Origin of the sequence: Kribbella sp. NPDC056951 (assembly GCF_042674205.1) — a bacterium.
Classification (GTDB): domain Bacteria; phylum Actinomycetota; class Actinomycetes; order Propionibacteriales; family Kribbellaceae; genus Kribbella; species Kribbella yunnanensis.
Genome location: NZ_JBHUQZ010000012.1, coordinates 14,950 through 40,250 on the forward strand (window position 1 = coordinate 14,950; position 25,301 = coordinate 40,250).

At 67.3% G+C, this 25,301-nt stretch carries 27 protein-coding genes and 1 riboswitch; of the genes, 19 read left to right on the plus strand and 8 right to left on the minus strand.

Annotation, left to right across the window (positions count from 1 at the left end):
• Positions 1–116: 116 nt before the first annotated feature.
• Positions 117–563, plus strand: coding sequence for a MarR family transcriptional regulator (locus ACFTSF_RS33250; RefSeq protein ID WP_344149749.1), 447 nt, complete (start codon positions 117–119; stop codon positions 561–563).
• Here the strand turns inward: ACFTSF_RS33250 and ACFTSF_RS33255 are convergent.
• Positions 556–1,413 (minus strand): LysR substrate-binding domain-containing protein, encoded by an 858-nt coding sequence (locus ACFTSF_RS33255; RefSeq protein ID WP_380158550.1) that lies wholly within the window; start codon positions 1,411–1,413, stop codon positions 556–558. The genes ACFTSF_RS33250 and ACFTSF_RS33255 overlap by 8 nt on opposite strands.
• 71 nt (positions 1,414–1,484) lie before the next feature.
• Between ACFTSF_RS33255 and ACFTSF_RS33260 the strand changes: the two genes are divergently transcribed.
• The 6 genes from ACFTSF_RS33260 to ACFTSF_RS33285 all read left to right on the plus strand — a co-directional run bounded on the left by ACFTSF_RS33260 (position 1,485) and on the right by ACFTSF_RS33285 (position 7,899).
• The gene (locus ACFTSF_RS33260) at positions 1,485–2,537 is read left to right on the plus strand and encodes an SDR family oxidoreductase (RefSeq protein WP_380158552.1); all 1,053 of its coding nucleotides are present in this window, start codon (positions 1,485–1,487) and stop codon (positions 2,535–2,537) included.
• 18 nt (positions 2,538–2,555) lie between these two features.
• Positions 2,556–3,134, plus strand: a complete 579-nt coding sequence (locus tag ACFTSF_RS33265; protein ID WP_380158844.1) for a helix-turn-helix domain-containing protein — start codon at positions 2,556–2,558, stop codon at positions 3,132–3,134.
• 76 nt (positions 3,135–3,210) lie between these two features.
• Positions 3,211–4,359, plus strand: coding sequence for an NAD(P)/FAD-dependent oxidoreductase (locus ACFTSF_RS33270; protein WP_380158554.1), 1,149 nt, complete (start codon positions 3,211–3,213; stop codon positions 4,357–4,359).
• Positions 4,360–4,382: 23 nt separating this feature from the next.
• Complete coding sequence (locus ACFTSF_RS33275; RefSeq protein WP_380158846.1) at positions 4,383–6,002, plus strand: FAD-dependent oxidoreductase; 1,620 nt, start codon at positions 4,383–4,385, stop codon at positions 6,000–6,002.
• The gene (locus tag ACFTSF_RS33280) at positions 5,999–6,901 is read left to right on the plus strand and encodes a dihydrodipicolinate synthase family protein (RefSeq protein ID WP_344149759.1); all 903 of its coding nucleotides are present in this window, start codon (positions 5,999–6,001) and stop codon (positions 6,899–6,901) included. The genes ACFTSF_RS33275 and ACFTSF_RS33280 overlap by 4 nt, the downstream gene beginning before the upstream one ends.
• Positions 6,898–7,899: a proline racemase family protein gene (locus tag ACFTSF_RS33285; RefSeq protein ID WP_380158556.1), complete on the plus strand. Its 1,002-nt coding sequence runs from the start codon at positions 6,898–6,900 to the stop codon at positions 7,897–7,899. Before ACFTSF_RS33280 ends, ACFTSF_RS33285 begins: the two co-directional genes overlap by 4 nt.
• A gap of 4 nt (positions 7,900–7,903) precedes the next feature.
• Here the strand turns inward: ACFTSF_RS33285 and ACFTSF_RS33290 are convergent, their stop codons facing one another.
• Together ACFTSF_RS33290 and ACFTSF_RS33295 are read right to left on the minus strand one after the other, a co-directional pair.
• Positions 7,904–8,251 (minus strand): UBP-type zinc finger domain-containing protein, encoded by a 348-nt coding sequence (locus ACFTSF_RS33290; RefSeq protein WP_380158558.1) that lies wholly within the window; start codon positions 8,249–8,251, stop codon positions 7,904–7,906.
• Between the two features lie 251 nt (positions 8,252–8,502).
• Positions 8,503–9,141, minus strand: coding sequence for an HD domain-containing protein (locus ACFTSF_RS33295; protein WP_380158560.1), 639 nt, complete (start codon positions 9,139–9,141; stop codon positions 8,503–8,505).
• 35 nt (positions 9,142–9,176) lie between these two features.
• Between ACFTSF_RS33295 and ACFTSF_RS33300 the strand changes: the two genes are divergently transcribed.
• The 4 genes from ACFTSF_RS33300 to ACFTSF_RS33315 all read left to right on the plus strand — a co-directional run bounded on the left by ACFTSF_RS33300 (position 9,177) and on the right by ACFTSF_RS33315 (position 14,910).
• On the plus strand, positions 9,177–10,151 hold the full coding sequence (locus tag ACFTSF_RS33300) for a GlxA family transcriptional regulator (protein WP_380158561.1): 975 nt from the start codon (positions 9,177–9,179) through the stop codon (positions 10,149–10,151).
• 102 nt (positions 10,152–10,253) lie between these two features.
• A complete protein-coding gene (locus ACFTSF_RS33305; protein ID WP_380158563.1) occupies positions 10,254–13,313 on the plus strand; it encodes a glycoside hydrolase domain-containing protein in 3,060 nt (1,019 codons plus the stop codon).
• A 125-nt stretch (positions 13,314–13,438) separates the two neighbouring features.
• Positions 13,439–14,008, plus strand: coding sequence for an RNA polymerase sigma factor (locus tag ACFTSF_RS33310; protein WP_344149773.1), 570 nt, complete (start codon positions 13,439–13,441; stop codon positions 14,006–14,008).
• Positions 14,005–14,910: a hypothetical protein gene (locus ACFTSF_RS33315; protein ID WP_380158565.1), complete on the plus strand. Its 906-nt coding sequence runs from the start codon at positions 14,005–14,007 to the stop codon at positions 14,908–14,910. Before ACFTSF_RS33310 ends, ACFTSF_RS33315 begins: the two co-directional genes overlap by 4 nt.
• Here the strand turns inward: ACFTSF_RS33315 and ACFTSF_RS33320 are convergent, their stop codons facing one another.
• The 3 genes from ACFTSF_RS33320 to ACFTSF_RS33330 are packed head-to-tail and all read right to left on the minus strand — an operon-like array spanning position 14,911 to position 17,095.
• Entirely contained in the window at positions 14,911–15,741 is an 831-nt protein-coding gene (locus tag ACFTSF_RS33320; RefSeq protein WP_380158567.1) for a biotin-dependent carboxyltransferase family protein, read from the minus strand.
• Complete coding sequence (locus ACFTSF_RS33325) at positions 15,738–16,343, minus strand: allophanate hydrolase subunit 1 (protein ID WP_380158569.1); 606 nt, start codon at positions 16,341–16,343, stop codon at positions 15,738–15,740. Before ACFTSF_RS33325 ends, ACFTSF_RS33320 begins: the two co-directional genes overlap by 4 nt.
• Positions 16,343–17,095 carry a LamB/YcsF family protein gene (locus ACFTSF_RS33330; RefSeq protein WP_380158571.1) on the minus strand — a complete coding sequence of 251 codons (753 nt, stop codon included), beginning with the start codon at positions 17,093–17,095 and terminating at the stop codon, positions 16,343–16,345. Before ACFTSF_RS33330 ends, ACFTSF_RS33325 begins: the two co-directional genes overlap by 1 nt.
• 58 nt (positions 17,096–17,153) lie before the next feature.
• Between ACFTSF_RS33330 and ACFTSF_RS33335 the strand changes: the two genes are divergently transcribed.
• The 3 genes from ACFTSF_RS33335 to ACFTSF_RS33345 all read left to right on the plus strand — a co-directional run bounded on the left by ACFTSF_RS33335 (position 17,154) and on the right by ACFTSF_RS33345 (position 19,750).
• Complete coding sequence (locus ACFTSF_RS33335; RefSeq protein WP_380158573.1) at positions 17,154–17,876, plus strand: GntR family transcriptional regulator; 723 nt, start codon at positions 17,154–17,156, stop codon at positions 17,874–17,876.
• A gap of 47 nt (positions 17,877–17,923) precedes the next feature.
• Positions 17,924–19,351: an aminopeptidase P family protein gene (locus ACFTSF_RS33340; protein WP_380158575.1), complete on the plus strand. Its 1,428-nt coding sequence runs from the start codon at positions 17,924–17,926 to the stop codon at positions 19,349–19,351.
• 171 nt (positions 19,352–19,522) lie between these two features.
• A complete protein-coding gene (locus tag ACFTSF_RS33345; protein ID WP_380158576.1) occupies positions 19,523–19,750 on the plus strand; it encodes a hypothetical protein in 228 nt (75 codons plus the stop codon).
• Positions 19,751–19,811: 61 nt separating this feature from the next.
• Here ACFTSF_RS33345 and ACFTSF_RS33350 read toward each other — a convergent pair whose 3' ends face one another.
• Positions 19,812–20,105 (minus strand): hypothetical protein, encoded by a 294-nt coding sequence (locus ACFTSF_RS33350; RefSeq protein ID WP_380158578.1) that lies wholly within the window; start codon positions 20,103–20,105, stop codon positions 19,812–19,814.
• Between the two features lie 150 nt (positions 20,106–20,255).
• On the opposite strand from ACFTSF_RS33350, the gene ACFTSF_RS33355 reads away from it, so the two are divergent.
• From ACFTSF_RS33355 to ACFTSF_RS33365, 3 genes are read left to right on the plus strand one after another with little or no spacing between them, the layout of a single operon-like run.
• Positions 20,256–20,477 carry a hypothetical protein gene (locus tag ACFTSF_RS33355; RefSeq protein WP_380158580.1) on the plus strand — a complete coding sequence of 74 codons (222 nt, stop codon included), beginning with the start codon at positions 20,256–20,258 and terminating at the stop codon, positions 20,475–20,477.
• Positions 20,474–21,025 (plus strand): DUF6879 family protein, encoded by a 552-nt coding sequence (locus ACFTSF_RS33360; RefSeq protein ID WP_380158582.1) that lies wholly within the window; start codon positions 20,474–20,476, stop codon positions 21,023–21,025. Before ACFTSF_RS33355 ends, ACFTSF_RS33360 begins: the two co-directional genes overlap by 4 nt.
• Positions 21,022–21,888: a helix-turn-helix domain-containing protein gene (locus ACFTSF_RS33365; RefSeq protein ID WP_380158584.1), complete on the plus strand. Its 867-nt coding sequence runs from the start codon at positions 21,022–21,024 to the stop codon at positions 21,886–21,888. The genes ACFTSF_RS33360 and ACFTSF_RS33365 overlap by 4 nt, the downstream gene beginning before the upstream one ends.
• A gap of 4 nt (positions 21,889–21,892) precedes the next feature.
• On the opposite strand, the gene ACFTSF_RS33370 is transcribed toward ACFTSF_RS33365, so the two are convergent.
• Positions 21,893–23,308, minus strand: coding sequence for an alpha/beta fold hydrolase (locus ACFTSF_RS33370; RefSeq protein WP_380158586.1), 1,416 nt, complete (start codon positions 23,306–23,308; stop codon positions 21,893–21,895).
• A 97-nt stretch (positions 23,309–23,405) separates the two neighbouring features.
• Here ACFTSF_RS33370 and ACFTSF_RS33375 point away from each other — a divergent pair, with 97 nt between their 5' ends.
• Positions 23,406–23,753, plus strand: coding sequence for a DUF3817 domain-containing protein (locus ACFTSF_RS33375; protein ID WP_380158588.1), 348 nt, complete (start codon positions 23,406–23,408; stop codon positions 23,751–23,753).
• A riboswitch (glycine riboswitch) is annotated at positions 23,751–23,845 on the plus strand. Its footprint overlaps the gene before it by 3 nt.
• A 79-nt stretch (positions 23,846–23,924) precedes the next feature.
• Entirely contained in the window at positions 23,925–25,298 is a 1,374-nt protein-coding gene (locus ACFTSF_RS33380) for an L-serine ammonia-lyase (protein ID WP_380158590.1), read from the plus strand.
• Positions 25,299–25,301: the final 3 nt, after the last annotated feature.

The following is a 25,301-nucleotide window of genomic DNA, read 5'->3' on the forward strand; positions in this document are numbered from 1 at the left end:
GTCTCCCTCGAATGTAGTCTTGTGACTGTTACCAGCGTCCGCGATAGTTGCAGACGCCGACTATTGCACAAGCGCTATGATGGCGTACGCAATCGTGGATTTCAAGTGGAGGAGTCATGGGACTACCGGACGACGCTGCGGAGGCGCGGGCGCAGGGCTGGCGGACCCTGGCTGCTCTGCACGCCCGGATCGAGGACGAGCTGGAGCGCGCGCTGCAGAAGCAGCACGGTCTGTCCGTGAGTGAGTACGGCGTGCTCGACGTGCTGGCCCGCCAGGACGAGCACCACCTCCGGATGAACCAACTGTCGAACGCAGTCGTGCTCAGCCAGTCCGCGACCACGCGTCTGGTCAGCCGGCTGGAGGACCGCAAGCTCCTTGAGCGCTACCTCTGCCCGACCGATCGCCGCGGTATCTACACCGAGGTCACGCAAGCCGGTCGCGATCTACTCGACCAGGCTCAGCCGACGCATGACGCCGTACTGACTTCCGCTCTGGAGAAGGCTGCCGAGCTGCCGGAGCTGTCTCCGCTGGTCAACGCTTTGGACAGGCTGACAGTCAGCTGAGGAGGTCGATGAAGGCGGCGGCCAGTGGGTCCGGGCGGCCGCGCGTGTACGCCGTCAGTGCGCGGCTGATCGGGGGATTCGGGCGGAGGATGTGACCGTCGAAGCTCGCCGGGAGGATGTTCTCGGGGACCAGTGCGGGGCCGAGGCCGGCCGCGGCGAGAGCTGGTGCCGCAGCTGTCTGTTCGGTACGGATGGCGATGCGAGGCTCGAAACCTGCTTGTGCACAAGCGATATCGAGTACGTCGGACAGTCCGTGGCTCGGCGTGTAGTGGACCCACGAACGGTCGGCCAGGTCGGCCAGGCTGACCGTGTCGCCGATCGCTGCCGGGTCGTCGGCGGCGACCACGACCACGAAATCCTCGGTGCCGAGTGGTTGCAGCGTTCCCAACCAACCGGTTGGTTGTGGGCCGATCGCGAGGTCGGCCTGGCCGGCGTACATCGCTTCGGTGAGCTCGTCGGTGTGCCGGTGCTCGAAGAGGCGGATGCCGACGTCAGGGTAGGACTGTCGCCAGCGTCGTAGCGCGGTCGGTAGGACGCCCAAGGTGATCGAGTAGAGGGTGGCGATCTGCAGCTCGCCGACTTCGAGACCTGCTGCTTGGCGGGCTGCGCATTGGGCGCGGTAGGCGTCGGCCAGGGCGGCTCGGGCGTGCGGGATCATCGCGCGGCCGGTCGAGGTGAGGCGGACATTGCGCGGCAGTCGTTCGAGCAGCGGGCCGCCGGCCGAACGTTCGAGAGCGCGGATCTGGTGAGACAACGCCGGCTGGGTCACGTGCAGTTGCTCGGCCGCCTTCGTGAATGAGCCGGTGTCCACGACGGTGACCAGGTACTCGAGCTGCCGCAGCGTCGTCATTACTTCAGCTTATGTGATCGGTGACAACTATGCCTTGGCTTTATCTGCGCAGGTCAGGAAGGCTGTGAGGCATGGAGAACGTGGCGTTGGTGGTCGGTGCACGAGGTGTGATCGGGACGAATCTGGTCGATCACCTGGCCTCGCTGGAGGATTGGCGAGTGATCGGGTTGTCGCGGCGCGGGGGTGTCGACGTACCGGGGAAGGTTCAGCAGATTGCGGTCGATCTGCTCGATCCAAACGACACCCGGGACAAGCTCGCCGGGCTCTCCGAGGTGACGCACGTGTTCTACGTGGCCTATCAGGATCGGCCGACCTGGGCCGAGCTGGTTCCGCCGAACCTCGCGATGCTGGTCAATGTCGTGGATGCGATCGAGCCGGTGGCGCAGGGGTTGCGGCACATCAGTTTGATGCAGGGCTACAAGGTGTACGGCGCTCATCTTGGCCCGTTCAAGACGCCGGCCCGGGAGGACGATCCGCCGCATCTGCCGCCGGAGTTCAATGTCGATCAGCAGCAGTTCCTCGATGCACGACAGGTCGGCAAGGCGTGGAGCTGGTCGGCGTTGCGGCCGTCCGTGGTCGGTGGTGTTGCCTTGGGCAACCCGATGAACCTCGCGGTCGCGATCGCCGTCTACGCCTCGCTGTCGAAGGAACTCGGCGTACCGCTGCGGTTCCCGGGTAAGCCGGGCGCGTACGACACGTTGCTTGAGGTGACCGACTCCGGGCTGCTCGCGAAGGCCACGGTGTGGGCGGCGACCGCGCCGGCCGCGGCGAACCAGGCGTTCAACATCGCGAACGGCGATCTGTTCCGGTGGAACGAGTTGTGGCCGAAGATCGCGCGCTGGTTCGAGATGGACGTTGCGCCGCCGCTGCAGATGTCGTTGCAGGACGTGATGGCAGACAAGGCGTCGGCGTGGAAGCAGTTGCAGGCGACGCACGGGTTGGCGGAGACGTCGTACGACGAGGTGTCGTCCTGGCCGTTCGCGGACTTCGTGTTCGGGTGGGACTACGACTTCTTCGCCGACGGGTCGAAGGCGCGGCGGGCGGGCTTCCACGAGTACGTCGCCACCGACGAGATGTTCTTCCGGATCTTCGCGGAACTCAGGCGGCAGCGGGTGATCCCTTAAGCTCCCGGTGTGGCGGCGATGGGTGCGGGACGGGTGCTGGGGGCCAACCTGCGTGCGCGCCGGGACGAGCAGGGGATCTCGCTGTCCGAGCTGGCCCGGCGGTCGGGGATCGCGAAGGGCACGCTGTCGCAGCTGGAGTCGGGAGGCGGGAACCCGACCATCGAGACGGTGTTCAGTTTGTCGAACGCTCTCGGCGTACCGGTCTCGGCGCTGCTGAGCGATGCCCCGACGGCCGATCTGGTCCTCGTGCGGGCGGCGGAGGTCGACGTACTGTCCGGTGAGGCGATCGATCTGCGGATGGTACGGCGGCTGGAACCGGCCGGCGGGTTGTTCGAGATCTACACGCAGGACGTGCGGCCGGACGCCGTACAGCACTCGGACGGGCACCCCGGGATCGAACATCATGTGGTGTTGAGCGGGCGGCTGCGGGTGACTTCGCGCGGCCGGACCGAGGAGCTCGGGCCGGGGGACTACCTGGCGTTCCGGGCCGGTGGGCCGCACGAGTACGCGGCGGTGGACGGGCCGGTGCGCTCGGTGCTGCTGCTCGAGTACCCGCCGGACGCGGCGCCGCCCGGGCCGGGACCGCATCGCAGTTGAGACGTTGACCGCGGGCCGGTGCGCGCCGTACTCTCGAAATCGTTCAGTTTAATGAACGGTCATCGAGGAGGTCGCCGTGCCGCAGCCCGACGTGGTCGTCGTGGGCGCGGGCGTGATCGGCGCGGCCTGTGCCGAGGCGTTGTCGGCGGCCGGGGTCCGCGTGCTGGTGATCGACCGCGACGGACCTGCATCCGGTACGACGGCGGCCGGCGAGGGCAACGTGTTGGTCTCGGACAAGGAGCCGGGGCCGGAGCTTGAGCTGGCGGTCGCGTCGCGGTTTGAGTGGGAGACGGTGCTTGCGCGGCTGCCGGCCGCTGACGTCGAGTGGGAAGCCAAGGGCGGCGTGGTTGTTGCGACTGGTGATCCGGTGCCGTTGAAGGCGTTCGCGGCTAAGCAGCAGGCGGCTGGAGTTGACGCTCGGGTGATTTCGGCGGCTGAGGCTTTTGAGTTGGAGCCGTTGCTGACGCCTCGGGTGACGGTTGCGGTGCACTACCCGGATGACGCGCAGTTGCAACCGGTGCTGGCGGCAACTGCTTTGCTCGCTGCGGTGCGGGATCGCGGTGGTGAGGTTCGGTCGGGGGTGACCGCGCTCGGGGTGCGGCGATCGGCGTCTGGTCGGGTGATCGGGGTCGAGACGACTGACGGCGTGATCGCGTGTGGCGCCGTACTGAATGCTTGTGGGCCTTGGGCTGGTGGGTTCAGCGCCGAGGCTGGTGCGCCGATTCGGGTGTTGCCGCGGCGGGGGATGATCTTGGTGACGGCGCCGCTGCCGGCCTGTGTTCGGCACAAGGTTTATGACGCGGATTATGTGGGCGCGGTGGGGAGCGGGGACGCGGAGCTGCAGACGTCGACGGTGGTTGAGTCGACGCGGGCGGGGACGGTGTTGATCGGGTCGAGTCGGGAGCGGGTTGGGTTCGACTCGGCTCTGCGCGTGCGAGTGCTGCGGGAGTTGGCTCGGAAGGCTGTCGGGTTGTTTCCGTTCCTGGCTGAGGTTGCGGTGATGCGGACGTACGGCGGGTTTCGGCCTTATGCGCCGGACCATCTGCCGGTGATCGGGGCTGATCCGCGGGTGCCGGGGTTGTGGCATGCGACCGGGCATGAGGGTGCGGGGATCGGGTTGGCTGCTTCGACTGGGCGGTTGGTGACTGAGCTGTTCTTGGGATTGACGCCGCATGTTGCCGCGGAGCCGTTTCGGGTGGATCGGGAGGCGGTGATCTCCGGATGACTTCCTTCCTTGGGCCGGTTGGTATGGCGGACGTCGTACCGGTGACTGTGGACGGGTCGCCGGTGGAGGCGGTTGCTGGGCAGACTGTGGCTGGGTTGTTGCTGGGGCGCGGGCAGGACGCTTGGCGGACTACGCGAGGTGGTGGGCGGCCGAGGGGTGTGTTTTGCGGGATCGGGGCTTGTTTCGACTGCTTGGTTGTAGTGAACGGGGTTCCGGACGTGCGGGCTTGCCAGCGGACTGTCGCGGCGGGGGATGAGATTCGTTCGCAGGCTGGGGCTGTGCTGCCTCGTGGGGGTGTTGGCGGGTCTGCTGGTCAGACGGTTCGGGCTGATGTTGTGGTGGTGGGTGCTGGGCCGGCGGGGATGGCTGCTGCGTTGGCGGCGGCTGATGGTGGGGCGTCGGTGGTGCTGGTTGACGCTGGGCGTGCTCTGGGCGGGCAGTTCCATCGGCAGGCCGCGGCGGAGTTCGGCGTACGGCGGAAGGCGTTTGTGGGTGATCGGGTGCTGTCGCATGAGCTGATCACGTATCTGCCGGAGTCGTCGGTGTGGGCGGTCGAGGGGACGCGGCTGTGGGTGCAGAGCGGCGCGGCGGATGCTGCCGGGCGCTCGGTGTTTGCGGTTGATGGTCGGGCTGTGGTGCTGGCGACTGGTGCTTACGATCGGGTTTTGCCCTTCCCTGGTTGGGATCTGCCCGGGGTGTACACCGCTGGTGCCGCGCAGGCGCTCGCGAAGGGCCAGCGGGTCGCGGTCGGTCGGCGAGTGGTGGTTGCGGGGACCGGACCGTTCCTGCTGCCGGTCGCGTCGTCCCTGATCGGGGTCGGTGCTGCGGTGGTCGGATTGTTCGAAGCCAACCGGTTGTCGACAGTTGTTCGTGGGTGGGCGCCGGACGCATTAGTTGCTATTAGCAAGCTTGCTGAGGCCGCCGGGTATGCGCGCACGCTGGCTCGACACCGTGTTCCGCTCCGGCATGGTTGGACTGTCGTCGCAGCCCACGGAACCGACCGGGTGGAGGCAGTAACCATCGCCCGCCTCGACGCGGACTGGACCCCAATCCCAGGTACCGAACGACGCTTGGAGTGCGACGCAGTCTGCGTAGGCTTCGGCTTCACACCCCAACTCGAACTAGCAGTCGCCGCCGGCTGCAACCTCACCGACGACGCCCTCGCAGTCGTCGTGGACTCCAACCAACAGACAAGCACCCCCGGCGTATTCGCCGCAGGAGAACTCACCGGCATCGGCGGCGCAGACCTGTCAGCCGCCGAAGGCCAAATCGCCGGCGCAGCCGCAGCACGACACGCAGGCACGGTGGATGGTGTTGCACCTGCGGGTCGAGAGCTGACGCGGTTGCGGCGGTTTGCGGTTGCTTTGGGGCGGGCTTATCCGGTTCGGGGTGGGTGGAAGGGGTGGAGTGGGGACGACACCGTGGTTTGTCGGTGTGAGGAGGTTTGTCGGGGGGAGGTTGAGGCGGTTGGTGGGGTTGGGCGGGCGTTTCGGTTGAGTAGTCGGGTGGGGTTGGGGTTGTGTCAGGGGCGGGTTTGTTCGCGGAACGTGGCTGAGCTGGTTGGCGACAGTCCATTGATGAAACGGCCGATCGCCGTACCGGTGCGGTTGGGTGATTTGGCAGAGGCTGAGGAGACGTTGTGACGGAGAAGCTGGATGGCGTGATCGTGGCGACGGCGTTGCCGTATCTGGAGGATGCGGGGGCGCCGGCGGGGTTGCGGCCGGATCTGGATCGGTATGCGGAGCACTGCCGGTGGCTGGTGGACAACGGGTGTCGCGGGGTGGGGCCGAACGGGTCGCTCGGGGAGTACTCGTCGCTGAGCGATGACGAGCGCCGGGCGGTTGCGCGAACGGCTATTGATGCTGTGGGCAACGATGGTGTGGTGGTTGTCGGGGTGCACGGGGTCGGGGCGCATCAGGCGCGGGCCTGGGCGGAGAAGGCGGCGGAGGACGGGGCGGACGGCGTACTGTGTCTGCCGCCGACGATGTACCGGGCGAACCGGGGTGAGGTGCTGCACCACTTCAGTGAGGTGGCCAAGGCCGGGTTGCCGGTGATGGTCTACAACAACCCGATCGACACCAAGGTCGACCTGACGCCGGACTTGCTCGCCGAGATCGCGCAGATCGAGAACGTGGTCGCCGTCAAGGAGTTCTCCGGTGATGTCCGGCGGATCCTGGAGATCCGGGAGCTCGCGCCGGACCTCGCGGTCATCGCCGGGGCAGACGATCTGACGCTCGAGGCGCTGCTGATGGGTGCGACCGGGTGGTTCGCCGGGTTCCCGAACGTGTTCCCGGCCGAGTCGGTGCGGTTGTTCGAGCTCGCCGTACAAGGCAAGCTGGAAGAGGCGCGCGCGTTGTACGAACCGCTGGTCGCGGCGTTCCGGTGGGACTCGCGGGTGGAGTTCGTGCAGGCGATCAAGTACGGCATGGACTATGTCGGCCGGTACGGCGGCCCGTGCCGTCCGCCGCGTGGGCCGCTCGTGCCCGAACACGTCGCGCAACTGGAGCAGGACATGAAGAAGGCTGTGGAGTCTTTGCGATGAGGTCCGTCCGGACGATCACCGCGATCGACTCACACACCGAGGGGATGCCGACGCGCGTCGTCACGGGAGGGGTCGGCGTCGTGCCTGGTGCGACGATGGCTGAGCGGCGCGAGTACTTCATCAAGCACCTGGACGACCTGCGGCTGTTCCTGATGAACGAACCGCGCGGGCACGCCGCGATGAGCGGGGCGATCCTGCAGCCGCCGACCCGGCCCGACGCGGACTGGGGTGTGCTCTACATCGAGGTCTCCGGCCTGCTGCCGATGTGCGGTCACGGCACGATCGGGGTCGCGACCGTGCTCGTCGAATCCGGCATGGTCGAGGTGCAGGAACCGGTGACCGTCGTCCGGCTGGACACCCCGGCCGGCCTGGTCGTCGTAGACGTTGCCGTGCGCAACGGTCGCGCGGAACACGTGACGCTGCGGAACGTCCCGTCGTACAGCCATTCCTTGGATGCCGTGGTCGAGGTGCCCGGGTTGGGGCCGCTGACCTACGACCTCGCGTACGGCGGGAACTTCTACGCGATCCTGCCGTTGGAGCAGCTCGGGATCCCGTTCGACCGTGCCTACAAGGACCAGATCCTGGCGACCGGCCTGTCGTTGATGGACGCAATCAACGCGACGGATCGCCCGGTCCATCCGCTCGATCCCGGCATCAACGGGTGCAAACACGTGCAGTTCACCGCACCAGGTCTCGACGGCGCCCACTCGCGCAACGCGATGGCGATCCACCCCGGCTGGTTCGATCGCTCCCCGTGCGGCACCGGTACGTCGGCCCGGATGGCGCAACTCCACGCCCGTGGAGAACTCGCCCTCGGCGAAGACTTCGTCAACGAGTCCTTCATCGGCACCCGCTTCACCGGCCGCCTGCTCGAGGAAACCACCGTCGGCCCGCACCCAGCCGTCGTACCAACAGTCACCGGCCGAGCCTGGATCACCGGCACCGCCAACTACCTCCTCGACCCGGACGACCCGTTCCCGACCGGCTTCGTGCTGTAGACCGCTAGTTGAGGTGGTTCTGCCAGTCGGTGGGGACGTTGCCGGCGGGGCCGGGGACTGGTTGGTCGGCGGGGCGGGACTGGGGGTCGGCTAGGGCGGGGCCGTCGTAGTACTGGGACTCGCCGTAGTGCCAGAACCAGTCCTCGCCGGGTTCGAAGCTGCGGACGATCGGGTGGCCGGTCTCGGTGAAGTGCGCCGAGGCGTGCTGCGCCGGTGACGAGTCGCAGCATCCGATGTGACCGCATTCCGCACACCGCCGCAGGTGGAACCACCACCCGTCGTTGCTCAAACACTCCGCGCACCCGGTACCACTCGGCGGAACCGCGCTGTCGATCCCAGAACTCTCCATCATACCGCACATCCTTACCCGCCCAGGTCCCCCGGACAAGCAAGCTCCGGTCGGTAACGACACGTAGTGGTGCCGCCGAGGCGGTCCGGCAGGTCATCCGCAGGCGTACGCCGCAGTCCGTACGTCGACTACTACGTGTCCTTGCCGACGGATCCTCCGACGAACAGGAGGTATCCGCCCGACGGCCTTGGAATGCTGGGTGGTGAGCGTGGCGGCGGCGGGCGGTGGGTCTATACGTCCTGTCGTTGGGGTGATTACTCGGGCCAGGGGGAATTCTGGATGACCTCTACGAAGTCAGTGGGGTGGAAACCGGGGTGGTAGTGGCGGAGGACGTCGGATTTGACGTTGCCGAAGGTGGTGGTGGGGCGGTCTACGAGGGCTTCGGTGAAGGCGGCGAGGATTTGGGGCTTGAAGTTGGGGCGGGGGTGGGCGGCGACGACGGCGGCGCGTTGGGTAGCGGGGAGTAGGTCGTAGCCGACGCCTAGGACGTCGTATTCGACGCCTCGGGTGACGAGGGCGATCTCGGGCGCCATGTGTAAGGGGATCTCGGGGGTGGTGTGGAGGGCGATGGCGGTCCAGACGCGGTCGGCGTGGGGAGTGGGGACGCCGTGGGATTCGAGGAAGCGGCGGGCCTCGTCGGCGCCGTCGAGTTCGAAGCGCTGGTCGGTACGGCGGTAGTGCTCGGTGAGACCGAGGTCGTGGAAGAGGGCGCCGACGTAGAGGAGCTCGGGGTCGAACGCGAGGTCGTCGGCGAGACCTCGGAGGGCGCCGAACAGGTAGACGCGGCGCGAGTGGTGGTAAATGAGTGGTGTCGCGACGTCCTGGACGAGGGCGGTGGCTTCGCGCGCCAGGATGCTGTCGGGGATCTTGATACCGGCGATCTCTTCGGTCATGGGTCCAGGTTGGTCGGTGCGGTTACGCTGCTGCCATGTCCAAAATGCCAGGACAACCACAGATTCGGACACACCGCGTCGCGTTCATCGTGTACGACGGGGTGACGCTGCTCGACGTGAGTGGTCCACTCGAGGTTCTCCACCAGGCGAATCGGGGAACGCCGCGGTACGAGACGGTCCTGGTCTCGCCGAACGGCGGCACCGTGCCGACCGCCGCCGGACTGAGCCTCGCTGGCACCGTCAAACCGAACGAAGTCGACGAGCTCGACACCGTGGTGATCGCGGGTGCCGACCAGCTCGCCGAGCAGGTACCGGACGACGTTCGCCAGACTGCCGCCGTACTGGCGGACGCCGAGCGGGTCGCGTCCGTGTGTACCGGCGCCTTTGTGCTGGCTGCGTTAGGCGCGCTCGATGGCAGGCGGGCGACCACGCATTGGCGGCACGCGGAGACGCTTGCTCGCAAGCATCCGCAGGTGAACGTGGAGCCCGACGCGCTGCACATCACCGACGGTCGGTATGTCACCTCGGCCGGGATCAGCGCCGGGATCGACCTGACCCTCGCGCTGGTCGAGGCTGATCACGGTCCGGAGGTCGCGCGGGAGGTGGCGCGCGAGCTGGTCGTGTTCATGCAGCGCCCGGGCGGTCAGTCGCAGTTCTCGACGGCCATTGCGACACCGCCCGCCAAGAGCGATCCACTCCGCGAAGCGACTGCGGCCGTCGTCGCTGACCCGGCGGCCGACCATAGTCTGCCGGCGTTGGCGGCGTCGGTGGCGGTGAGTCCGCGGCATCTGACCCGGCTGTTCCAGACCGAGCTGCAGACCACGCCCGGCCGGTGGATCGAGCGGGTTCGGCTGGATCGCGCCCAGCAGCTGATTCTCGACGGGCACAGCATCACGGCAGCGGCCAGGCGCAGTGGTCTCGGGAGCGACGAGACGCTGCGCCGCGCGTTCGCCCGGCATCTTGGCACCACGCCGACGGAGTACAAGCGTCGCTTCCAGCTGACGGGCTGATACAGGCTGGGTCGAATGGTCTACCCCGGTTGCTGGACCATTTCGGCGGTACCCGTAGATCGTGGTCGGCAGAAACGTGGCCGCCCCCGAGAGGACCTCGCCATGCCGTCCGTCCGCCGTCTCGCCATAGCTGCCGTGGTGGCTGCCCTGGCGTTCGCTCCGAATGCCCAAGCCAGTACGCCGCCCAAGGCCGTCCAGGCCGCGCCCGGCATCGACTACTGGACCGAACCGTCCAGCACGAGTGTCTTCCAGGATTCCCTGCCCAGCAAGGAGTCCGGCCGCTCGATCGCTCTCGACACAGCGGCGAACGAGGAGGAGAGCGCACAGATCGTCCTGCGCTCGGCCGCCCCGCTCGCCGTCGATGGCGTGACCTTCGGCAACCTCACCAGCGGTTCGCAAACGATCGCCGCCGCCAACCTGTCGTACAACTTCGTCACCTACAAGCATCTCAACGCGAACACGAAGTTCGGCAACCAGCCGGTCTACCCGGTGGTGCGCAAAGCTGAAGCCGACTTCCCGGATCCGTTGTCCAACGCCCGTACGGCGAGTGTCGGCCCGCGGACGGCGTTGTCGATCTGGGTGACCGCCGCCGTACCGAAGGGGACCCGGCCCGGTGTCTACACGGGAAAGGTGGTAGTTGCCACCAGCAACGGTGATCTCGAAGTGCCGGTGTCGGTCGACGTCCGCGACGTACAACTACCGGATCCTGCGGACCAGACGTTCGAAACCGTCTTGTGGAACACGTTCTTCGGCGAGATCTCGTGGGGCCCGGACGGGCAGACGATCGAGGAGACGTACGACTACCCGCGGTACAGCCCGCAGTACTGGGACCTGCTGGAGAAGGTCGCGGTGCAGATGAAGCGGCACCGGACGAACACGTTGACGCTGCCGCTGGTCAACCTGATGCTGGACGGCAACACGACCGTCACCGACAACAGCAACGGGACCGGCCGTTACACCTTCGACTGGAGCCGGATCGACGAGCTGGTGAAGTTCTTCGTCGATCGCGGTGTGGTCAAGCGGCTCGAGGGATTCTGGGTATCGGCGGACACCTCCGGCTGGCCCGGCCCGAGCAACGAGATCCGTGATGTCGAGATCATCGACGGCACCGGCGGCAAGGGCAGGCGCAACTACGTGGACTGGAACACGAAGAAGGCGAACAACTTCATCGACCAGTTCATCCCGGCGCTGAAGCAGCACGTGCAGGACAAGGGCTGGGACACCGACCTGAAGTACTGGATGCACGTGGGTGACGAGCCGGGGATCGGCGATGACCATGAAGAGGAGGAGCGGGCGTGGCGCGGCATCCTGGACCGGATGCGGCTGACGTGGCCGGACGTTCCGGTCGGCGACGCTGCCTTCCACGAGCCGGTGGCCGCCAGTGTCTCCCAGGAGATGGCGGTCGTCATCCCGAACCTGCTGAACTACGACCAGAACCAGCAGACGTACGACGATTTGCGGGCCGATGGCAAGGATCTGTACTTCTACAACTGCAACATCCCGGTCGGCAACTATCTCAACCGCTTCATCGACCAGCCGCAGTTCAACCAGCGGCTGACCCCTTGGTACGCGTATTCGCGCGGCGCCAACGGCTACTTGCACTACTCGATGAACGGCTGGCTGGCGGAGCTCGACAAGGAGGAGCCGAAGGGCGATCACTACATCGTCTGGCCGGACAAGGACAACAACACCATCGAGTCGTCGATCCGGTACGAGTCGCTGCGCGACGGTATCGAGGACTACGAGGTGCTGAACATCCTCGGCAAGACGGATCCCAAGCTGGCAAGGGATCTGGCGACGGCACTGACCCAGAGGGCGGACAAGTACAGTCCGGACACGGGTTACCAGGCACGGATCCGCAAGATTGCGCTGGACGCCGCAGCCGGCAAGCCAGTGTTCGCCACTGACCTGGCCGCGGGGAAGACGGTGAGCGCGTCGAGTGCGGCTGTCGGGCACGAGGCCGCGAAGGCGGTCGACGGTAGCGACGCGACGAGCTGGCAGCCGGTTGACTCGGGCAACCAGTGGTTCCAGGTGGACTTCGGGCGGCAGATCCAGCTCGACGGGATCCGGCTGAACTGGTCCGGTACCCCGGCCGCCGACTACACGGTCAAGGTTTCCTACAACGGCACCCGCTGGAGTACGGCGTACGAGGGCGGTGGCGGTGCGTTCGCCGGGATCAACGGGAAGGCGCGGTTCGTCCGGATCGAGTTCGGCAGTGGGGTGTCCGGGCTGAAGAGTCTGGAGGTTGCCGGGAGCCCGCTGGCGAAGCAGAACCTGTTGGGCGGGCGCAACTACACGCTCAACCCGACTCCGAACAACCTGCCGGACACTGGATTCGAGTCGACCGACGGTGTGCTGGCCGACGCGCATGACGACGGGCGGACGTATGGGTTCGGAGCGGGGCAAGAGACTGCCACCATGCAGTTCGATCTCGGGTCGGCGCAGAAGATCGACGAGGTTCGGCTGCACGCTTACGAGGAATACCCGGCGTACCGGCCGGACCGGTTGACGATCGCGACGAGTACGAATGGGACGACCTGGACGCAGAAGGGCTTCTTGCCCGGTACGCCGAATGATCAGTCGAAGATCTGGTTCCAGTTCGACTTCCCGGAGACCAGTGCGCGCTATGTCCGGGTGACGCTGACGAAGGCGTTCACGGACGACGCCTCGGTGATGCTGGTCGACGAGATCGAGGCCTATGCGAGTAATGGGCCGGCCAACCTCGCCGCAGGCGCGTCGTACGCGAAGAGCACGCCTCCGCACGGCAACTACCCGGATACCGGCGACAAGGAGTCGACCGACGGGGTGATCGCGGGCCACCACGAGGACACCTTCAACTACGGCTACACCTTCCCGGTCGGTACGACGGGTCGGGCGAGTGTGACCGTGGATCTGGGCGCGGCGAAGCCGATCGGGCGGATCGAGGTGCACGACAACTTCGATGGGGTGACGAAGTACTCGCCGGACACGGTGCGGATCTCGGCCGGCAACAGTCCGGATGCGCTGACGCCGATCGGCTCCGCGGGAGTCTCGTCGGCGCAGTGGTTCCGGTTCCCGGTGCAGACCACGGCGCGGTACGTGCGGGTCGAGTACGAGAAGTACTCGCAAGGTATCGCCGCCGACTGGATCTTCGTGGACGAGATCGCGGTCTACCCGAACTGAGCCCGGCGGGATCCCAGTCGGCCGGTCACGACACATACCCGGTGAGAACCCCCGATGGGGGACGATCTGGAGGTGGTGACGTGACGATAGCGCCGGCTGGGATACCCGAGGGATTGCCGAGGACAATGAGCGATGCGGAGCTCTGGCGACGGTCGGTCGAGGGGGAGACGGAGGCGTTCGGGTCTCTGTTCGACCGGCATGCCAAGGCGGTCTACAACTTCGTGTTCCGGCGGATTGCCTCGTGGAGTGACGCCGAGGACCTGACGTCACTGGTCTTCCTGCACGCCTGGCGGCGCCGGGCCGAGGTGGTGCTGGTCCACGACTCGGCCCTGCCCTGGCTGCTGCGGACAGCCGACTACGTACTGCGGAACGAGTGGCGCAAACAGCACTTCCGGCGGCTCAATCTCCTGCGTCAGGCACCGGCCGCCAATGAGCCGGACCACGCAGAGTGGGTCGCGGCGCGGATCGACGACGAGCGAGAGGCCAAGCGGCTGCGCGCGTTGCTGCGCAAACTGCCGCGACACGAGCGCGAGATCGTCGAACTCTGCTTCTGGTCGGGTCTCGACGCAGCCGCGGCCGCCGTCGCCCTCGACATCCCGCTCGGCACCGTGAAGTCCCGGATGTCGCGCGCCCGCAAACGTCTTCGCGACCTGAGCGTCGCCGTCGGTACTGAAGCTTTGGAGGACCTGTCATGAGAGAGCTGCTCAACCGCCGTCCCGACCGGTCGATGCCGCTCGGGCAGCACGAAAAACTCCGCACCGACCTGCTCACCGCGATCGAGACCGAGGAAGCCCGTACGCCGCGCCGCGTCCTGGTCCCGGTCGCCGCAGCGGCCGCCGTACTGATGGTCGCGGCGGGCCTGGCCGTCGCCGTACCGGCGCTCAAGAAGGACGACACCGGTACGTCGGTCGCCGGCGGAGGCCAGCTGGTCGTGCGGGACTTGTCGGCGGCGGACACCGCGGAGCTGCAGGAGCAGTGTCGGGCCGAAGCCGACCGGATCACGGTCAAGCAGCTGCCGAACCCGTTCCGCGGGTACAAGCCGGTCCGCGCGTTCGAGTTTGTCGGTGTGGAGGACCCGAACGTCGTCACGACCTGGCTGATCGCCAAGGGGAAGGAGGATGAATGGCAGGACGGAAAGCCTTCCATCATCCCGCCGGGTCAGGGCTACTGGCTGTGCAGCCGGACCGCGGGCGGGGCGATCAGCGAGTCGAGCATCCGGCACGGTGTCGAGCCGGAGGTGTCGGAGGAGGTCTGGCGGGTGGCGCGCAACGCGGGCACCTTCGCCGGAGCGGTAGCGCGGGTGACGATGCAGCCGAATGGGCAGCCGGAGCGCGACGCGTACCTATGGAACGGGTTCTGGTTCGCGCCGACTGTCGGCCGGGTCGGCTGGGGTCCGCACCACGACGACGAGGACCCGAACCTGGCCGACTTCGTCTACCGGGCCTACGACGCGGGCGGTCGCAAACTCTACGACAGCACCGAACCGCCGCGGGCGAGGAACTGTGCGATCCAGTTCACACCGAGTCACCCCAAGGTGGGGTCGGTGAAGGTCACGCCGAGTCTGCCGGCCTGCCCGACGTACAAGTGGCCGTCCTGATCAGGCGGTGAAGCGGACGGGCTGCCCTGGGCGGAGTTGAGCGCAGGCCGGCAGGGACGCCGCCGAGACGTAGGCGATCACCGGGTAGCCGCCGGTGACGGGGTGGTCGGCGAGGAAGATGACGGGGAGGCCGGAGGGCGGGATCTGGATCGCGCCGAGGGCCATGCCTTCGCTGGAGAGTTCCCCTTCGCGGGAGCGCTCCAGCGGGGTGCCGTCGAGGCGGACGCCGACGCGGTTGCTGTTGCTGCTGACCTGATAGGTCTGGTTCAGGAACGACGACCAGCCGGTGTCGGTGAACCAGTCGCGGCGCGGGCCCGGAGTCACGCGGACGGCGACTGTCCCGGCGGAAGGGTCCGCGACCGGGGCGACGTCGACGCCCGGCATGGGACCGCACGAGCGGCCGACCGGCAACGAGACGCCAGCCTGCAAGGGTTCTGGGCCGAGGCCGGAGAGCAGATCGGTCGAGCGAGAACCGAGCACAGCCGGTACGTCGATCCCGCCGCGAACCGCGACGTACGTGCGCAGCCCGGATCGCGGCGGGCCGAATCGCAGTACCGAGCCGGCTCGCACGATGGACGGCGCATTCAGCGGTACGCCGGTGCACGGGGCGCCGGTGATGGCGATCGTCAGGTCGGTGTCGGCGTGCAGGACGAGACCGCCGAAGGTGATCTCCAGCGCGGCGGCGCCGGGGTGGTTACCAACCAACCGGTTGGATAGCGCGTACGACGCGGGGTCGCACGCGCCCGAGGCCGGGACGCCGAGGGCGGCCTGGCCGACTCGGCCGGCATCTTGAATCGTTGCCAAGGGCCCCGTTTCCAGCACGGTGATCATCCGCGGGCCGCCTCGACGAAGCGGACCCGACGGCCGGGGTGGAACAGGGCCGCGGGATCGCGTTGCTGGTCGAAGATCTTCAGGTCGGTGCGCCCGATCAGTTGCCAGCCACCGGGCGACTCCCGCGGGTACACCCCGCTGAACTCACCGGCGAGGGCGACCGCGCCGACCGGAACCTTGGTGCGGGGTGACGAACGGCGCGGGATGTTCCAGTCCGCCGTACCGGTCAGGTAGCCGAAGCCGGGGGCGAATCCGCAGAACGCCACCGTCCACTCCTCACCGGTATGGCGCTCGACGACCTCGGCAGCCGTGCATCCGAGCAACTCGGCCACGTCCTGCAGGTCCTCGCCGTCGTAGACGACCGGGACTTCCAGCAGGTCGCCTGAGCTCCGGGCTGTGGTCAGCGGCTGCACCTCGAGAAGGTGGCGGTTCAGCGCGCTCAGACTGCCGGTGGTCGTGACGAGCACGGTGCGCGCGGCGGGGACGATGTCGACGGCGTTGGGTGGCCGGTCAGCCAGTAGCGCGGCGTAGTAGCCGAGCACCTCGTCGAGGTCGTCGAGTTCGACCAGGAGCGCCCGGTCGCCCGCGGGCAGGATCTGCATCAGCGGCCGAACGGGCTCAGCGTGACGCCGGCGTCCTCCAGCGCGGTGCGCACCCGGCGCGCGATGTCGACCGCGCCGGGGGTGTCGCCGTGCACGCAGATCGAGGCGGCCTCGACGGTCAGCGCACCGCCGGTGTGGTCGGTGATCGGCCGGCCGGTCGCCATCGCCGTACAGCGGGCTGCGATCTCGTCGGCATCGTGCAGCACTGATCCGGCCTCGCGGCGGGAGACCAGCGTGCCTTCGGGTGTGTACGCGCGGTCTGCGAAGGCCTCGTGGACCACGGTGAGGCCGGCCTCGGCGGCGAGGCGGAGCCAGGCTGATCCGGGCAGGCCGAGGACTGGGAGCGTGCGGTCGTAGTCGGCGACCGCGCCGACGACGGCCGCGGCCTGAGCCTCGTGATGGCCGATCGTGTTGTAGAGGGCGCCGTGCGGCTTCACGTAGCGGACACGGTCCCCGGCGATTCGCGCGAACGCGTCCAGCGCGCCGAGCTGGTAGACGATCTCGTCGCGCAACGCGGCCGGCTCGATGTCGACGAACCGCCGTCCGAAGCCGGCCTTGTCGGCGTACCCGACGTGGGCGCCGATGGCGACACCGCGCTCGACCGCCTGGCCGGTCACCCGGCGCATGATCGAGGGGTCACCGGCGTGGAAGCCGCAGGCCACGTTGGCGCTCGTGACGACGTCGAGCAGTGCGCTGTCGTCACCCATCGGCCACGAGCCGAAACCCTCACCCAGATCCGCGTTCAGGTCCATACGCAACCTTAAGAGATTGTTGAACAATCCTGCAAGAGGTTTGTTCTATGATTCGCCCATGAGTACGGGTGCGGCCGACGGAAGCCGGCAGCAATGGTTGCGGACGGTGGCCGCCGATGTGGCGCGGCTCGACCGCAGCAGCTCTGCCGAGCGCGCTGCTGACATCCTCCGTCGCAGTATCACCGAGGGCGCACTCCCGCCCGGTGCCCAGTTGTCCGAGGTCGAGCTGACCGAGGTCCTGGAGGTCAGCCGGAACACGCTGCGCGAGGCGTTCCGGCTGCTCACCCACGAAGGCCTGCTGATCTACAAACTGCACCGCGGCGTCTTCGTCCCCGAGCTGGACGAGGCGGACGTGATCGACCTGTACCGGTTGCGCCGCGTGCTCGAGGTCGACGTCGTACGCGGTCTGGCCGATCGCGACCCCGAGTTGCCGACCGCACGGCTCGAACCGCTGGCCGATGACGTCGAGGCGGCCGAGGCTGCGGCCCTCGCAGACCGCTGGCCGGCCGTCGGTACGGCGAACATGCGCTTCCACCAGCACCTGATCGGCCTGGCCGACAGCGCGCGGATGGACGCGATGACCGGTCGGCTGCTCGCGGAGTTGCGACTCCTCTTCCACGTCATCGCGGCACCGCGCGAGCTGCACGAGCCCTACATCGCCCGCAACCGCACCCTCTTCGAGCTACTCGAAGCCCGCCAGTACGACGAGGCCGCGGCCACCCTGCACCAGTACCTCCTCGACTCCGAAATCGCCATCCTCGAAGCCTTCCGGACACGCTGATACTTAAGGGGTTGCGCGCCCCCGGTGCGACCTGAGTTGATGAGTGTATGAGCGACGAGCGGACCGATCAGACGCCCAAGTCCTACCGCCCCATCGACGCCAAAGGTTTCCGCGAGTCCATCGCGCGGGGCTGGGGACCGGTGGACCGTTCCGTGACTGTGCCGGAGGGGCTGGCCGAAGCGGCCGCCGAACATCGGCGCAAGCTGTCTGCGGCATTGCCTGGGCGCCGGATCGCGCTCGGGGCCGGACATGCGCCGGTGCGTTCCAACGACACCGACTACGACTTCCGCGCCGACAGCGACTTCGTCTGGCTGACCGGCTGCCAGGCGCAGGGCGCCGTACTGGTGCTGTCCGCCGATGGTGACGCCACGCTCTATCTTCGCGAGGCGGCCGGGCCGGAGGAGGCTGACTTCTTCGCGAATGCGCGCGACGGTGAGCTGTGGATCGGCCCGGTGCCGGGTCTGAAGGACTGGTCGGACGCGCTGCAGATCGCCTGCCGCCCGATCGAGGAGCTGCCGTCGGCGCTGCGTGGCGCGGTTCCGTTCATGCTCTCGGTGCCCGGGGTCGACCCGATGCTCGACGCGCTCGTGCAGACCTCGCCGCACGACGGGAACTCGTTGCGCCAGTCGATCGCCGAGCTGCGCCGGATCAAGGACGACTGGGAGCTCGACCAGCTGCGGGACGCGGTCGCGGCGAGTGTGCTCGCGTTCGAGGACGTGGCGCGCGAGTTGCCGGAGGCCATCCGTGGCGGCGGCGAGCGTTGGCTGCAAGGCACCTTCGATCGGCGCGCACGGACGGCCGGCAACGGCGTCGGCTACGCGTCGATCGTTGCTGCTGGCAAGCATGCGCCGGTGCTGCACTGGGTCCGCAACGACGGGGCCGTGAACGAAGGCGACGTGATCCTGCTCGACGCCGGGGTCGAGACCCGCACGCTCTACACGGCTGACGTGACCCGGACGTTCCCGGCCACCGGCGAGTACACCGCGGCTCAGCGGCAGGTTCACGACCTGGTGCACAAGGCACAGCTCGCGGCACTCGATGCTGTGAAGGCAGGAGCGCCGTACCGGGCCTTCCAGCACGCCGCGATGGTCGTGCTGGCCGAAGGGCTGCGGGACTGGGGTCTGCTCGACGTGTCGATGGACGAACTGCTCGGGCCGGACGGCCAGCAGCATCGGCGGTTCATCGTCTGTGGGACCGGCCACTACATCGGTCTCGACGTCCACGACTGCGACGCGGCCCGGCCGGAGACGTACTTCGCCGGTGAGATCGAGGCCGGTATGGCGCTGGCGGTCGAACCGGGCCTGTACTTCCACCCGAACGACGAGACCGTCCCGCCGGAGCTGCGCGGCATCGGAATCCGGATCGAGGACAACGTCGTGGTGCACTCCGACCGCCTCGAAATCCTCACCGAGGCGCTGCCGATCGATACCGACGGCCTCGAGAAGTGGACCCGCAAACACCTCAACAGAGCGTGACTGAGCGATCACTGAAAATTATTGGTCACCTGTAGTAACGAAGACCGGCGTCCACACGATGTAGTCGTCGGGGAGGGTCGAACTCGGCCCGGCGCGTGACAGTGGGGGGCCGCGGTCACGCGCCGGCCGAATTCCGACACCGGATCAGGGGAGATCCACGGGGGTGGGGTCATGAATCTGCGAGTGAAAGTCATCCATTACGGCCAGGCGCACTGGTACGCCGACATCGACGATGCGGACGATCCGCAGCCGGACGACCCGTTCTGGTACCTGGACCACTGCCGCACCCAGGCGCAAGCCCTAGAGGCCGCCTGCAGCGAGCTGACGGCCCTGTCGAGCCGAGCCCGCCGCGGCGACCATCTCTACCGCGTCCTCGAGATCAGCGGCGTCGCGGTCTGAGGCGTTGGCTGATAGGCGAGACGGGCGCGGATGCAGGGATCGGCGCACCCGCCTCGCCGGTCTAGTGGATCCAGATCGCGCCGCCGTCGTACTCGACACACTCGATGTGCTCACACCGCCAGTCGTTCGAGGCATCGAGCCATTCGACGGCGATCCGGCGATCGGTGCTGAGCAGCTCGTCAAGCGACGCCCAGAGCGCAGTTGTGGGCGGCCGCCCTGGCCAGTGCAGGGCCACCAACCCGGTCGACCACAAGGTGCCCTCAGCAACAATCCCGTCGGCGCCGGACCTGGCCTGCCGGCGAACGAGCCAGAACCGACGAGGTACGACGCGGTCCGGATCGAGGTCGGCGTTCACATCAGCTCCTTCCGGCCGACTCATTCTGACTCACAGGGTCGAGAGTGCCTCGCCGTGCGCTCTGTGTCAAGCGCTGATTACTAGGGGTTGACCGCTGTGCCGGTGGGTGTCAAGGTGAAGGCTGACTCATTTCGAATCAGCGGAGGCGGTATGCGACTCATTCACCGTGTGGGGTCCTGCAAGGACGGCTCTTGCCCGAATGTTTTCGACACCGACGTCGAGGGCTTGGTTGCTATTCAGGGAGCGGAGCTCATTGATGCCGAGGCACTGGGCCAGCTAAGCCGGATGCCGGCGCACGAGACCGTTGTACTGGTGCCACGAGATCTGCTGATCGAGTATGCGCAGAAGGTGCAGGCCGGGAGCGACTCGTGAACTACGAGGAGTTCGACGCTCACTTCGATCGCTTCACGACTGAGGTGTTTCGGCTAGAGAATCTGCAGCGCTACTCCGTTTCCGGCGAGGAAGAGGAGTTTGCCGCCTTCAGGCGAGGGGATCCACTGCCGGAGCGGTCGGTCCGCACGTCTCCGTGGCTGGCGCGGATTGCGGTGACGACTATCGGCGGCAAGCGCTGGGAGCGGGTTCATGTCGTCGACCACCCTTTGTCGGAGTACCTGCGTTACGAGCTTGTTGGGTACGTCGAGAATCAGGTAGCCGGGGAGCAGATCGGGATCGCGGATCGGGCGGCGGATGCTTCGCTGTCCGCGCTCGGCGAGGACTTCTGGCTGTTCGACAGCGAGTCGCCGGACGCGTACGCCGTACTGATGCACTATGACGAGGCCGGTCACTTCGTCGGCTTCGACCACACCGTTGATCCGGCTGTGCTGGACAGGTGCCGGCAAGAGCGCGACATCGCACGGCAGCATGCGGTGGGCTTGAATACCTATTTGGCAGAACGGAAGGCAGACGTCGTACCCGAGTGAGTGATGACAACCGGACCCCGCGAACTCCGAGGCAGCGTCTCGGTGCTGAATTGCGACGTCTGCGCATGCTTGCTGGCCTGAGCGGCCGTCAGCTTGCACTTCGGACGGGGCTGAGCCAGTCCAGGGTCAGCAGGATCGAGCGCGGCGATGTGCTCGCCTCGGTTCCTGAGTTGACCCAGTGGCTCGAGCAGGCCGGTGCAGTCGACCGACTCGAGCAGATGGTTGCTGCCACCGAGGCGGCGCTGAACGACACCGACAGCTGGCCAGAGTTCATGCGGGCCGAGAGCTTTGCGGCGATGCAGCAGCGGGTCCAGGAGCGGGAGGCTGTCGCGAGAACGCAGCGGTCGTTCTTGTCGGCTCTGGTGCCTGGCTTGCTGCAAACGGCCGAGTACGCGCGTCTTGTCTTCATTGCGTCCGATCTCACGGGCACACAGGACTATGCGGCTGCTGTTCAACGGCGGATCGACCGGCAGCAGATCCTGTATGAGCAGGGGCACTCGTTCGAATTCATCCTCACCGAGGCGGCATTGCGCTGGCGTCCCGGTCCGAAGCAGGTGCTGATCGCCCAGCTCGACCGGATCGCGAGCCTTGCCACGCTCAGCAATGTCTCCATCGGCGTGCTGCCACTGAATGCCGAGACTCGGGCGATTCCGTGGCACGGCTTCACGCTGAACGAAGACGTCGATGACGAGAACCCGTACGTTCAGGTCGAGACGATCCACGCCTACCTGACTGTCAGTCGGCCCGACGACGTCGAGCTGTACCGCAGGCAGTTCGCCGTACTGAAGAAGGCGGCTCGCACCGGACAGCAGTTCTCCGATTTTCTCAACAACCTTCGGAGCGAGCTGCTGTCCGGCGACTGATCCACTACCCAACCGGCGGTACGGCGGCGCACGTCGTACCGGGCTTGGGGACGTTGCGGTTGATCAGGTAGTTGTCGATGGTGTCGGTCATGCACGGGCTCTTGTTGTAGCTGCCGTGGCCCCAGCCTTCGTAGGTGAGCAGGACGCCGTCGCGGCCTAGCTGGCGTTGGACGTTCTGAGCCATCGAGTACGCCGTGGCTGGGTCGTGGCGGGCGTTGGAGAGCAGGATCGGCGTCTTCAGGTGGTCGACGTCGAGGCGGTGTTGCGGGTTGTTCGCCTTGGGGGCGCCCAGGCAGAGCGAGATGGCCATGAACTGACCGGGGTACGGCATGTCCGGGTTGTTGCGAGCGAGCCGCGCCAGCAGGCCGGCGTACTCGGGGTAGGTGCCGACACGCAGGTTCCAGTCCTGGCAGAACGGGACGAGGGTGTTGGCGACGAGTTCTGTGGTCGGCGGTGGCGGGGTCGGGATGACGCCCTTCTGGAGAGTGGTGGCGAGTGCGTTCCACTGCGGGCCGTAGAGCATCCGGAACACCGCGAACGAAGCCATGAACGGGTTGTCCGATTGCTTCCGGAGCTCGGCCCAGCGGGCGCGGACGTCCTGGCCATGCAGGGCGCACGTCGTCGTGCGGTCGCACCAGTCGACGAACTCGTCGAACGAGTCCTGGACCGATGCGGCCTGCGGATCGAGGAACTGGCGTGGCGTCGCGAGACTGTGGTCGAGCACGCTCTCCAGGACCATCGCACGCACGCGCTGCGGGTAGGTCTCGGCGTACTGCGCTCCGAGCGGGGTGCCGTATGAGCTGCCGTGGAAGGTGATCTGCCGCTCACCGAGTGCCCGGCGAATCGCGTCGACGTCGCGCACGGTCTGCCACGTGTCGACGTGGTCGTAGAGCGGACCGGTGTGCTTACGACAGTCATCGGCGAGTCGGCGGTTGTAGTCGATCAGCGCGTCGAACTCGGCCTGGTCGCGGACGAGCGGTGACGGCATCGCGGCGTACAGGCTGCTCGTGCACTTGATCGGGTTGCTGCGCGCGATCCCGCGCGGATCGAAGCTGACGATGTCGAAGCGGTCCTGCAGTTCCGGGCTGAACCGGCTGATCCCGGTCTTGATCCGGTCGACGCCGGAGTCACCCGGGCCGCCCGGACCGAACACCAGTACGCCGACGCGCTCGGCCGGTTGTTTCGCCGTCCGGCGGGCGATCTCGAGGTTGAAGGTCGGGCCGCTCGGGTTCCGCCAGTCGACGGGGAGCTTCAAGGTGGCGCACTCCGAGCCCTCGACCACGGCCGGGTCGTCCTTGCCCTCCGGCTTGCAGTCGGTCCACTGTGTCGCGGCCGACGCCGGGAGTACGGCGAGACCGGCCGCGGTGACGGTCAGGACCACACCCCACGCGGTGGTCCTGACAAGTTGTCCTGGTTTCATGACCCGATCCTTCGGCAATCGCTTGCTGCCGCACATCGGGGAGCAGCCCTTAGACCACCCCGGGGCGGGCTTGGGGGACTTGTTAGGGTCGGGCGCGATGACACACTCACGGTGGTTCCGGGCAGTGGCGATCACCGAGGCGATCTCGTGGACCGGCCTGTTGATCGGCATGCTGTTCAAGTACGTGCTGTCCGACAACGAGATCGGGGTGAAGATCTTCGGCCCGATCCACGGCGGCATCTTCGTCGCGTACGTCGTGACCGTGCTGCTCGTCCGCGGCCCGCTGCGCTGGTCGTGGCCGGTCACCCTGGCCGCGCTGGCCGCGAGTGTTCCGCCGCTGTTCACCTGGTTCTTCGAGATCTGGGCAGTGCGGACCGGCCGGATTGACGGCAGCCAGCAGGCCGCCGTACCGTCGCGTCCGGAAGCTAACTCAACAGCCGCATGAACCCGTGCGGGAGAGACCCGGGCCAGTGAGCCGGGCGCCGTAGGAGCAACTCTCCCCAAGAATCTCTCAGGCACCTTCACCGCACGGGCGAGGCACCTCTGAAAGGCAGCAGCCCAACAGAGTGGGGAGGACACCACTCTCGGTCAACGACGACCGGAAGGGACCTCCAGCATGGCGATCAGTGTCTTCGACCTGTTCAGTATCGGGATCGGCCCGTCGAGCTCACATACCGTGGGACCGATGCGTGCGGCCCGCACGTTCGTGCTCGGCCTGCAGGACGCCGGTCTGTTGACCGCGACGGCCCGGGTCGAATCGCAGCTGTTCGGCTCGCTCGGTGCGACCGGGCACGGCCACGGCAGTAACAAGGCGGTGCTGCTCGGCCTCGAGGGTGAAGACCCCGAGACCGTTGCCACGCACTCCGTCGACGCTCGGGTCGAGACGATCCGCGAGCTCGGCCGGCTGCGGCTGGCCGGGACCCACCAGATCGCGTTCGACGAGAACACCGACCTGATCATGCATCGCCGCAAAGCCCTTCCGTACCACCCGAACGGGATGACCTTCCTGGCCCGCGGGGCGGACGGCGCCGTACTGCGGGAGCGCACGTACTACTCGGTCGGCGGCGGTTTCGTGGTCGACGAGAACGCCGCGGCCGGCGACCGGATCGTGCCGGACAGCACGGTCCTGAAGTACCCGTTCCTGACCGGTGCCGAGCTGCTGGATCGTTGCCGCGAGTCCGGGTTGTCGATCGGCGACGTGATGCTCGCCAACGAGCTGGCTTGGCGGACCGAGGACGAGATCCACAGCGGCCTGCTCAAGATCTGGCAGGTCATGCAGGACTGCGTCAAGGAGGGCTGCGAGACCGAGGGCGTCCTGCCCGGCGGCCTGAAGGTCCCGCGCCGGGCGCACGCCCTGCACGACAAACTGACCCGCGACCCGTGGTCGGTCGACCCGCTGAAGGTGATGGACTGGGTCAACCTGTTCGCCCTCGCCGTCAACGAGCAGAACGCCTCCGGCGGCCGCATCGTCACCGCCCCGACAAATGGTGCCGCGGGCATCATTCCCGCCGTACTGCACTACTACCGGCGGTTCATCCCCGGCGCGAACGACGACGGCGCCGTACGGTTCCTGCTGGTCGCCGCGGCAATCGGCGTTCTGTACAAGGAGAACGCCTCAATCTCCGGCGCCGAGGTCGGCTGCCAGGGCGAAGTCGGCTCCGCCTGCTCAATGGCCGCAGCCGGCCTGTGCGAACTCCTCGGCGGCACCCCCGAACAGGTCGAGAACGCAGCCGAGATCGCCATGGAACACAACCTGGGCCTGACCTGCGACCCGGTCGGCGGCCTCGTCCAGATCCCCTGCATCGAACGCAACGCCATGGCCGCGGTCAAGGCCATCAACGCCGCCCGGATGGCAATGCACGGCGACGGCGTCCACGTAGTCACCCTCGACAAGGTCATCAAAACCATGCGCGAAACCGGCGCCGACATGAAGATCAAGTACAAGGAGACCTCCCGAGGCGGCCTAGCCGTCAACGTCATCGAGTGCTGAGCA

Excerpts from the sequence above, each read along its gene's own strand:
- ACFTSF_RS33250 (WP_344149749.1), top strand. The coding sequence starts at position 117 with ATGGGACTACCGGACGACGCTGCGGAGGCGCGGGCGCAGGGCTGGCGG.
- ACFTSF_RS33255 (WP_380158550.1), bottom strand. The coding sequence starts at position 1,413 with ATGACGACGCTGCGGCAGCTCGAGTACCTGGTCACCGTCGTGGACACC.
- ACFTSF_RS33260 (WP_380158552.1), top strand. The coding sequence starts at position 1,485 with ATGGAGAACGTGGCGTTGGTGGTCGGTGCACGAGGTGTGATCGGGACG.
- ACFTSF_RS33265 (WP_380158844.1), top strand. The coding sequence starts at position 2,556 with ATGGGTGCGGGACGGGTGCTGGGGGCCAACCTGCGTGCGCGCCGGGAC.
- ACFTSF_RS33275 (WP_380158846.1), top strand. The coding sequence starts at position 4,383 with ATGGCGGACGTCGTACCGGTGACTGTGGACGGGTCGCCGGTGGAGGCG.
- ACFTSF_RS33285 (WP_380158556.1), top strand. The coding sequence starts at position 6,898 with ATGAGGTCCGTCCGGACGATCACCGCGATCGACTCACACACCGAGGGG.
- ACFTSF_RS33290 (WP_380158558.1), bottom strand. The coding sequence starts at position 8,251 with ATGATGGAGAGTTCTGGGATCGACAGCGCGGTTCCGCCGAGTGGTACC.
- ACFTSF_RS33295 (WP_380158560.1), bottom strand. The coding sequence starts at position 9,141 with ATGACCGAAGAGATCGCCGGTATCAAGATCCCCGACAGCATCCTGGCG.
- ACFTSF_RS33300 (WP_380158561.1), top strand. The coding sequence starts at position 9,177 with ATGTCCAAAATGCCAGGACAACCACAGATTCGGACACACCGCGTCGCG.
- ACFTSF_RS33305 (WP_380158563.1), top strand. The coding sequence starts at position 10,254 with ATGCCGTCCGTCCGCCGTCTCGCCATAGCTGCCGTGGTGGCTGCCCTG.
- ACFTSF_RS33310 (WP_344149773.1), top strand. The coding sequence starts at position 13,439 with ATGAGCGATGCGGAGCTCTGGCGACGGTCGGTCGAGGGGGAGACGGAG.
- ACFTSF_RS33315 (WP_380158565.1), top strand. The coding sequence starts at position 14,005 with ATGAGAGAGCTGCTCAACCGCCGTCCCGACCGGTCGATGCCGCTCGGG.
- ACFTSF_RS33320 (WP_380158567.1), bottom strand. The coding sequence starts at position 15,741 with ATGATCACCGTGCTGGAAACGGGGCCCTTGGCAACGATTCAAGATGCC.
- ACFTSF_RS33325 (WP_380158569.1), bottom strand. The coding sequence starts at position 16,343 with ATGCAGATCCTGCCCGCGGGCGACCGGGCGCTCCTGGTCGAACTCGAC.
- ACFTSF_RS33330 (WP_380158571.1), bottom strand. The coding sequence starts at position 17,095 with ATGGACCTGAACGCGGATCTGGGTGAGGGTTTCGGCTCGTGGCCGATG.
- ACFTSF_RS33335 (WP_380158573.1), top strand. The coding sequence starts at position 17,154 with ATGAGTACGGGTGCGGCCGACGGAAGCCGGCAGCAATGGTTGCGGACG.
- ACFTSF_RS33340 (WP_380158575.1), top strand. The coding sequence starts at position 17,924 with ATGAGCGACGAGCGGACCGATCAGACGCCCAAGTCCTACCGCCCCATC.
- ACFTSF_RS33345 (WP_380158576.1), top strand. The coding sequence starts at position 19,523 with ATGAATCTGCGAGTGAAAGTCATCCATTACGGCCAGGCGCACTGGTAC.
- ACFTSF_RS33355 (WP_380158580.1), top strand. The coding sequence starts at position 20,256 with ATGCGACTCATTCACCGTGTGGGGTCCTGCAAGGACGGCTCTTGCCCG.
- ACFTSF_RS33370 (WP_380158586.1), bottom strand. The coding sequence starts at position 23,308 with ATGAAACCAGGACAACTTGTCAGGACCACCGCGTGGGGTGTGGTCCTG.
- ACFTSF_RS33375 (WP_380158588.1), top strand. The coding sequence starts at position 23,406 with ATGACACACTCACGGTGGTTCCGGGCAGTGGCGATCACCGAGGCGATC.
- ACFTSF_RS33380 (WP_380158590.1), top strand. The coding sequence starts at position 23,925 with ATGGCGATCAGTGTCTTCGACCTGTTCAGTATCGGGATCGGCCCGTCG.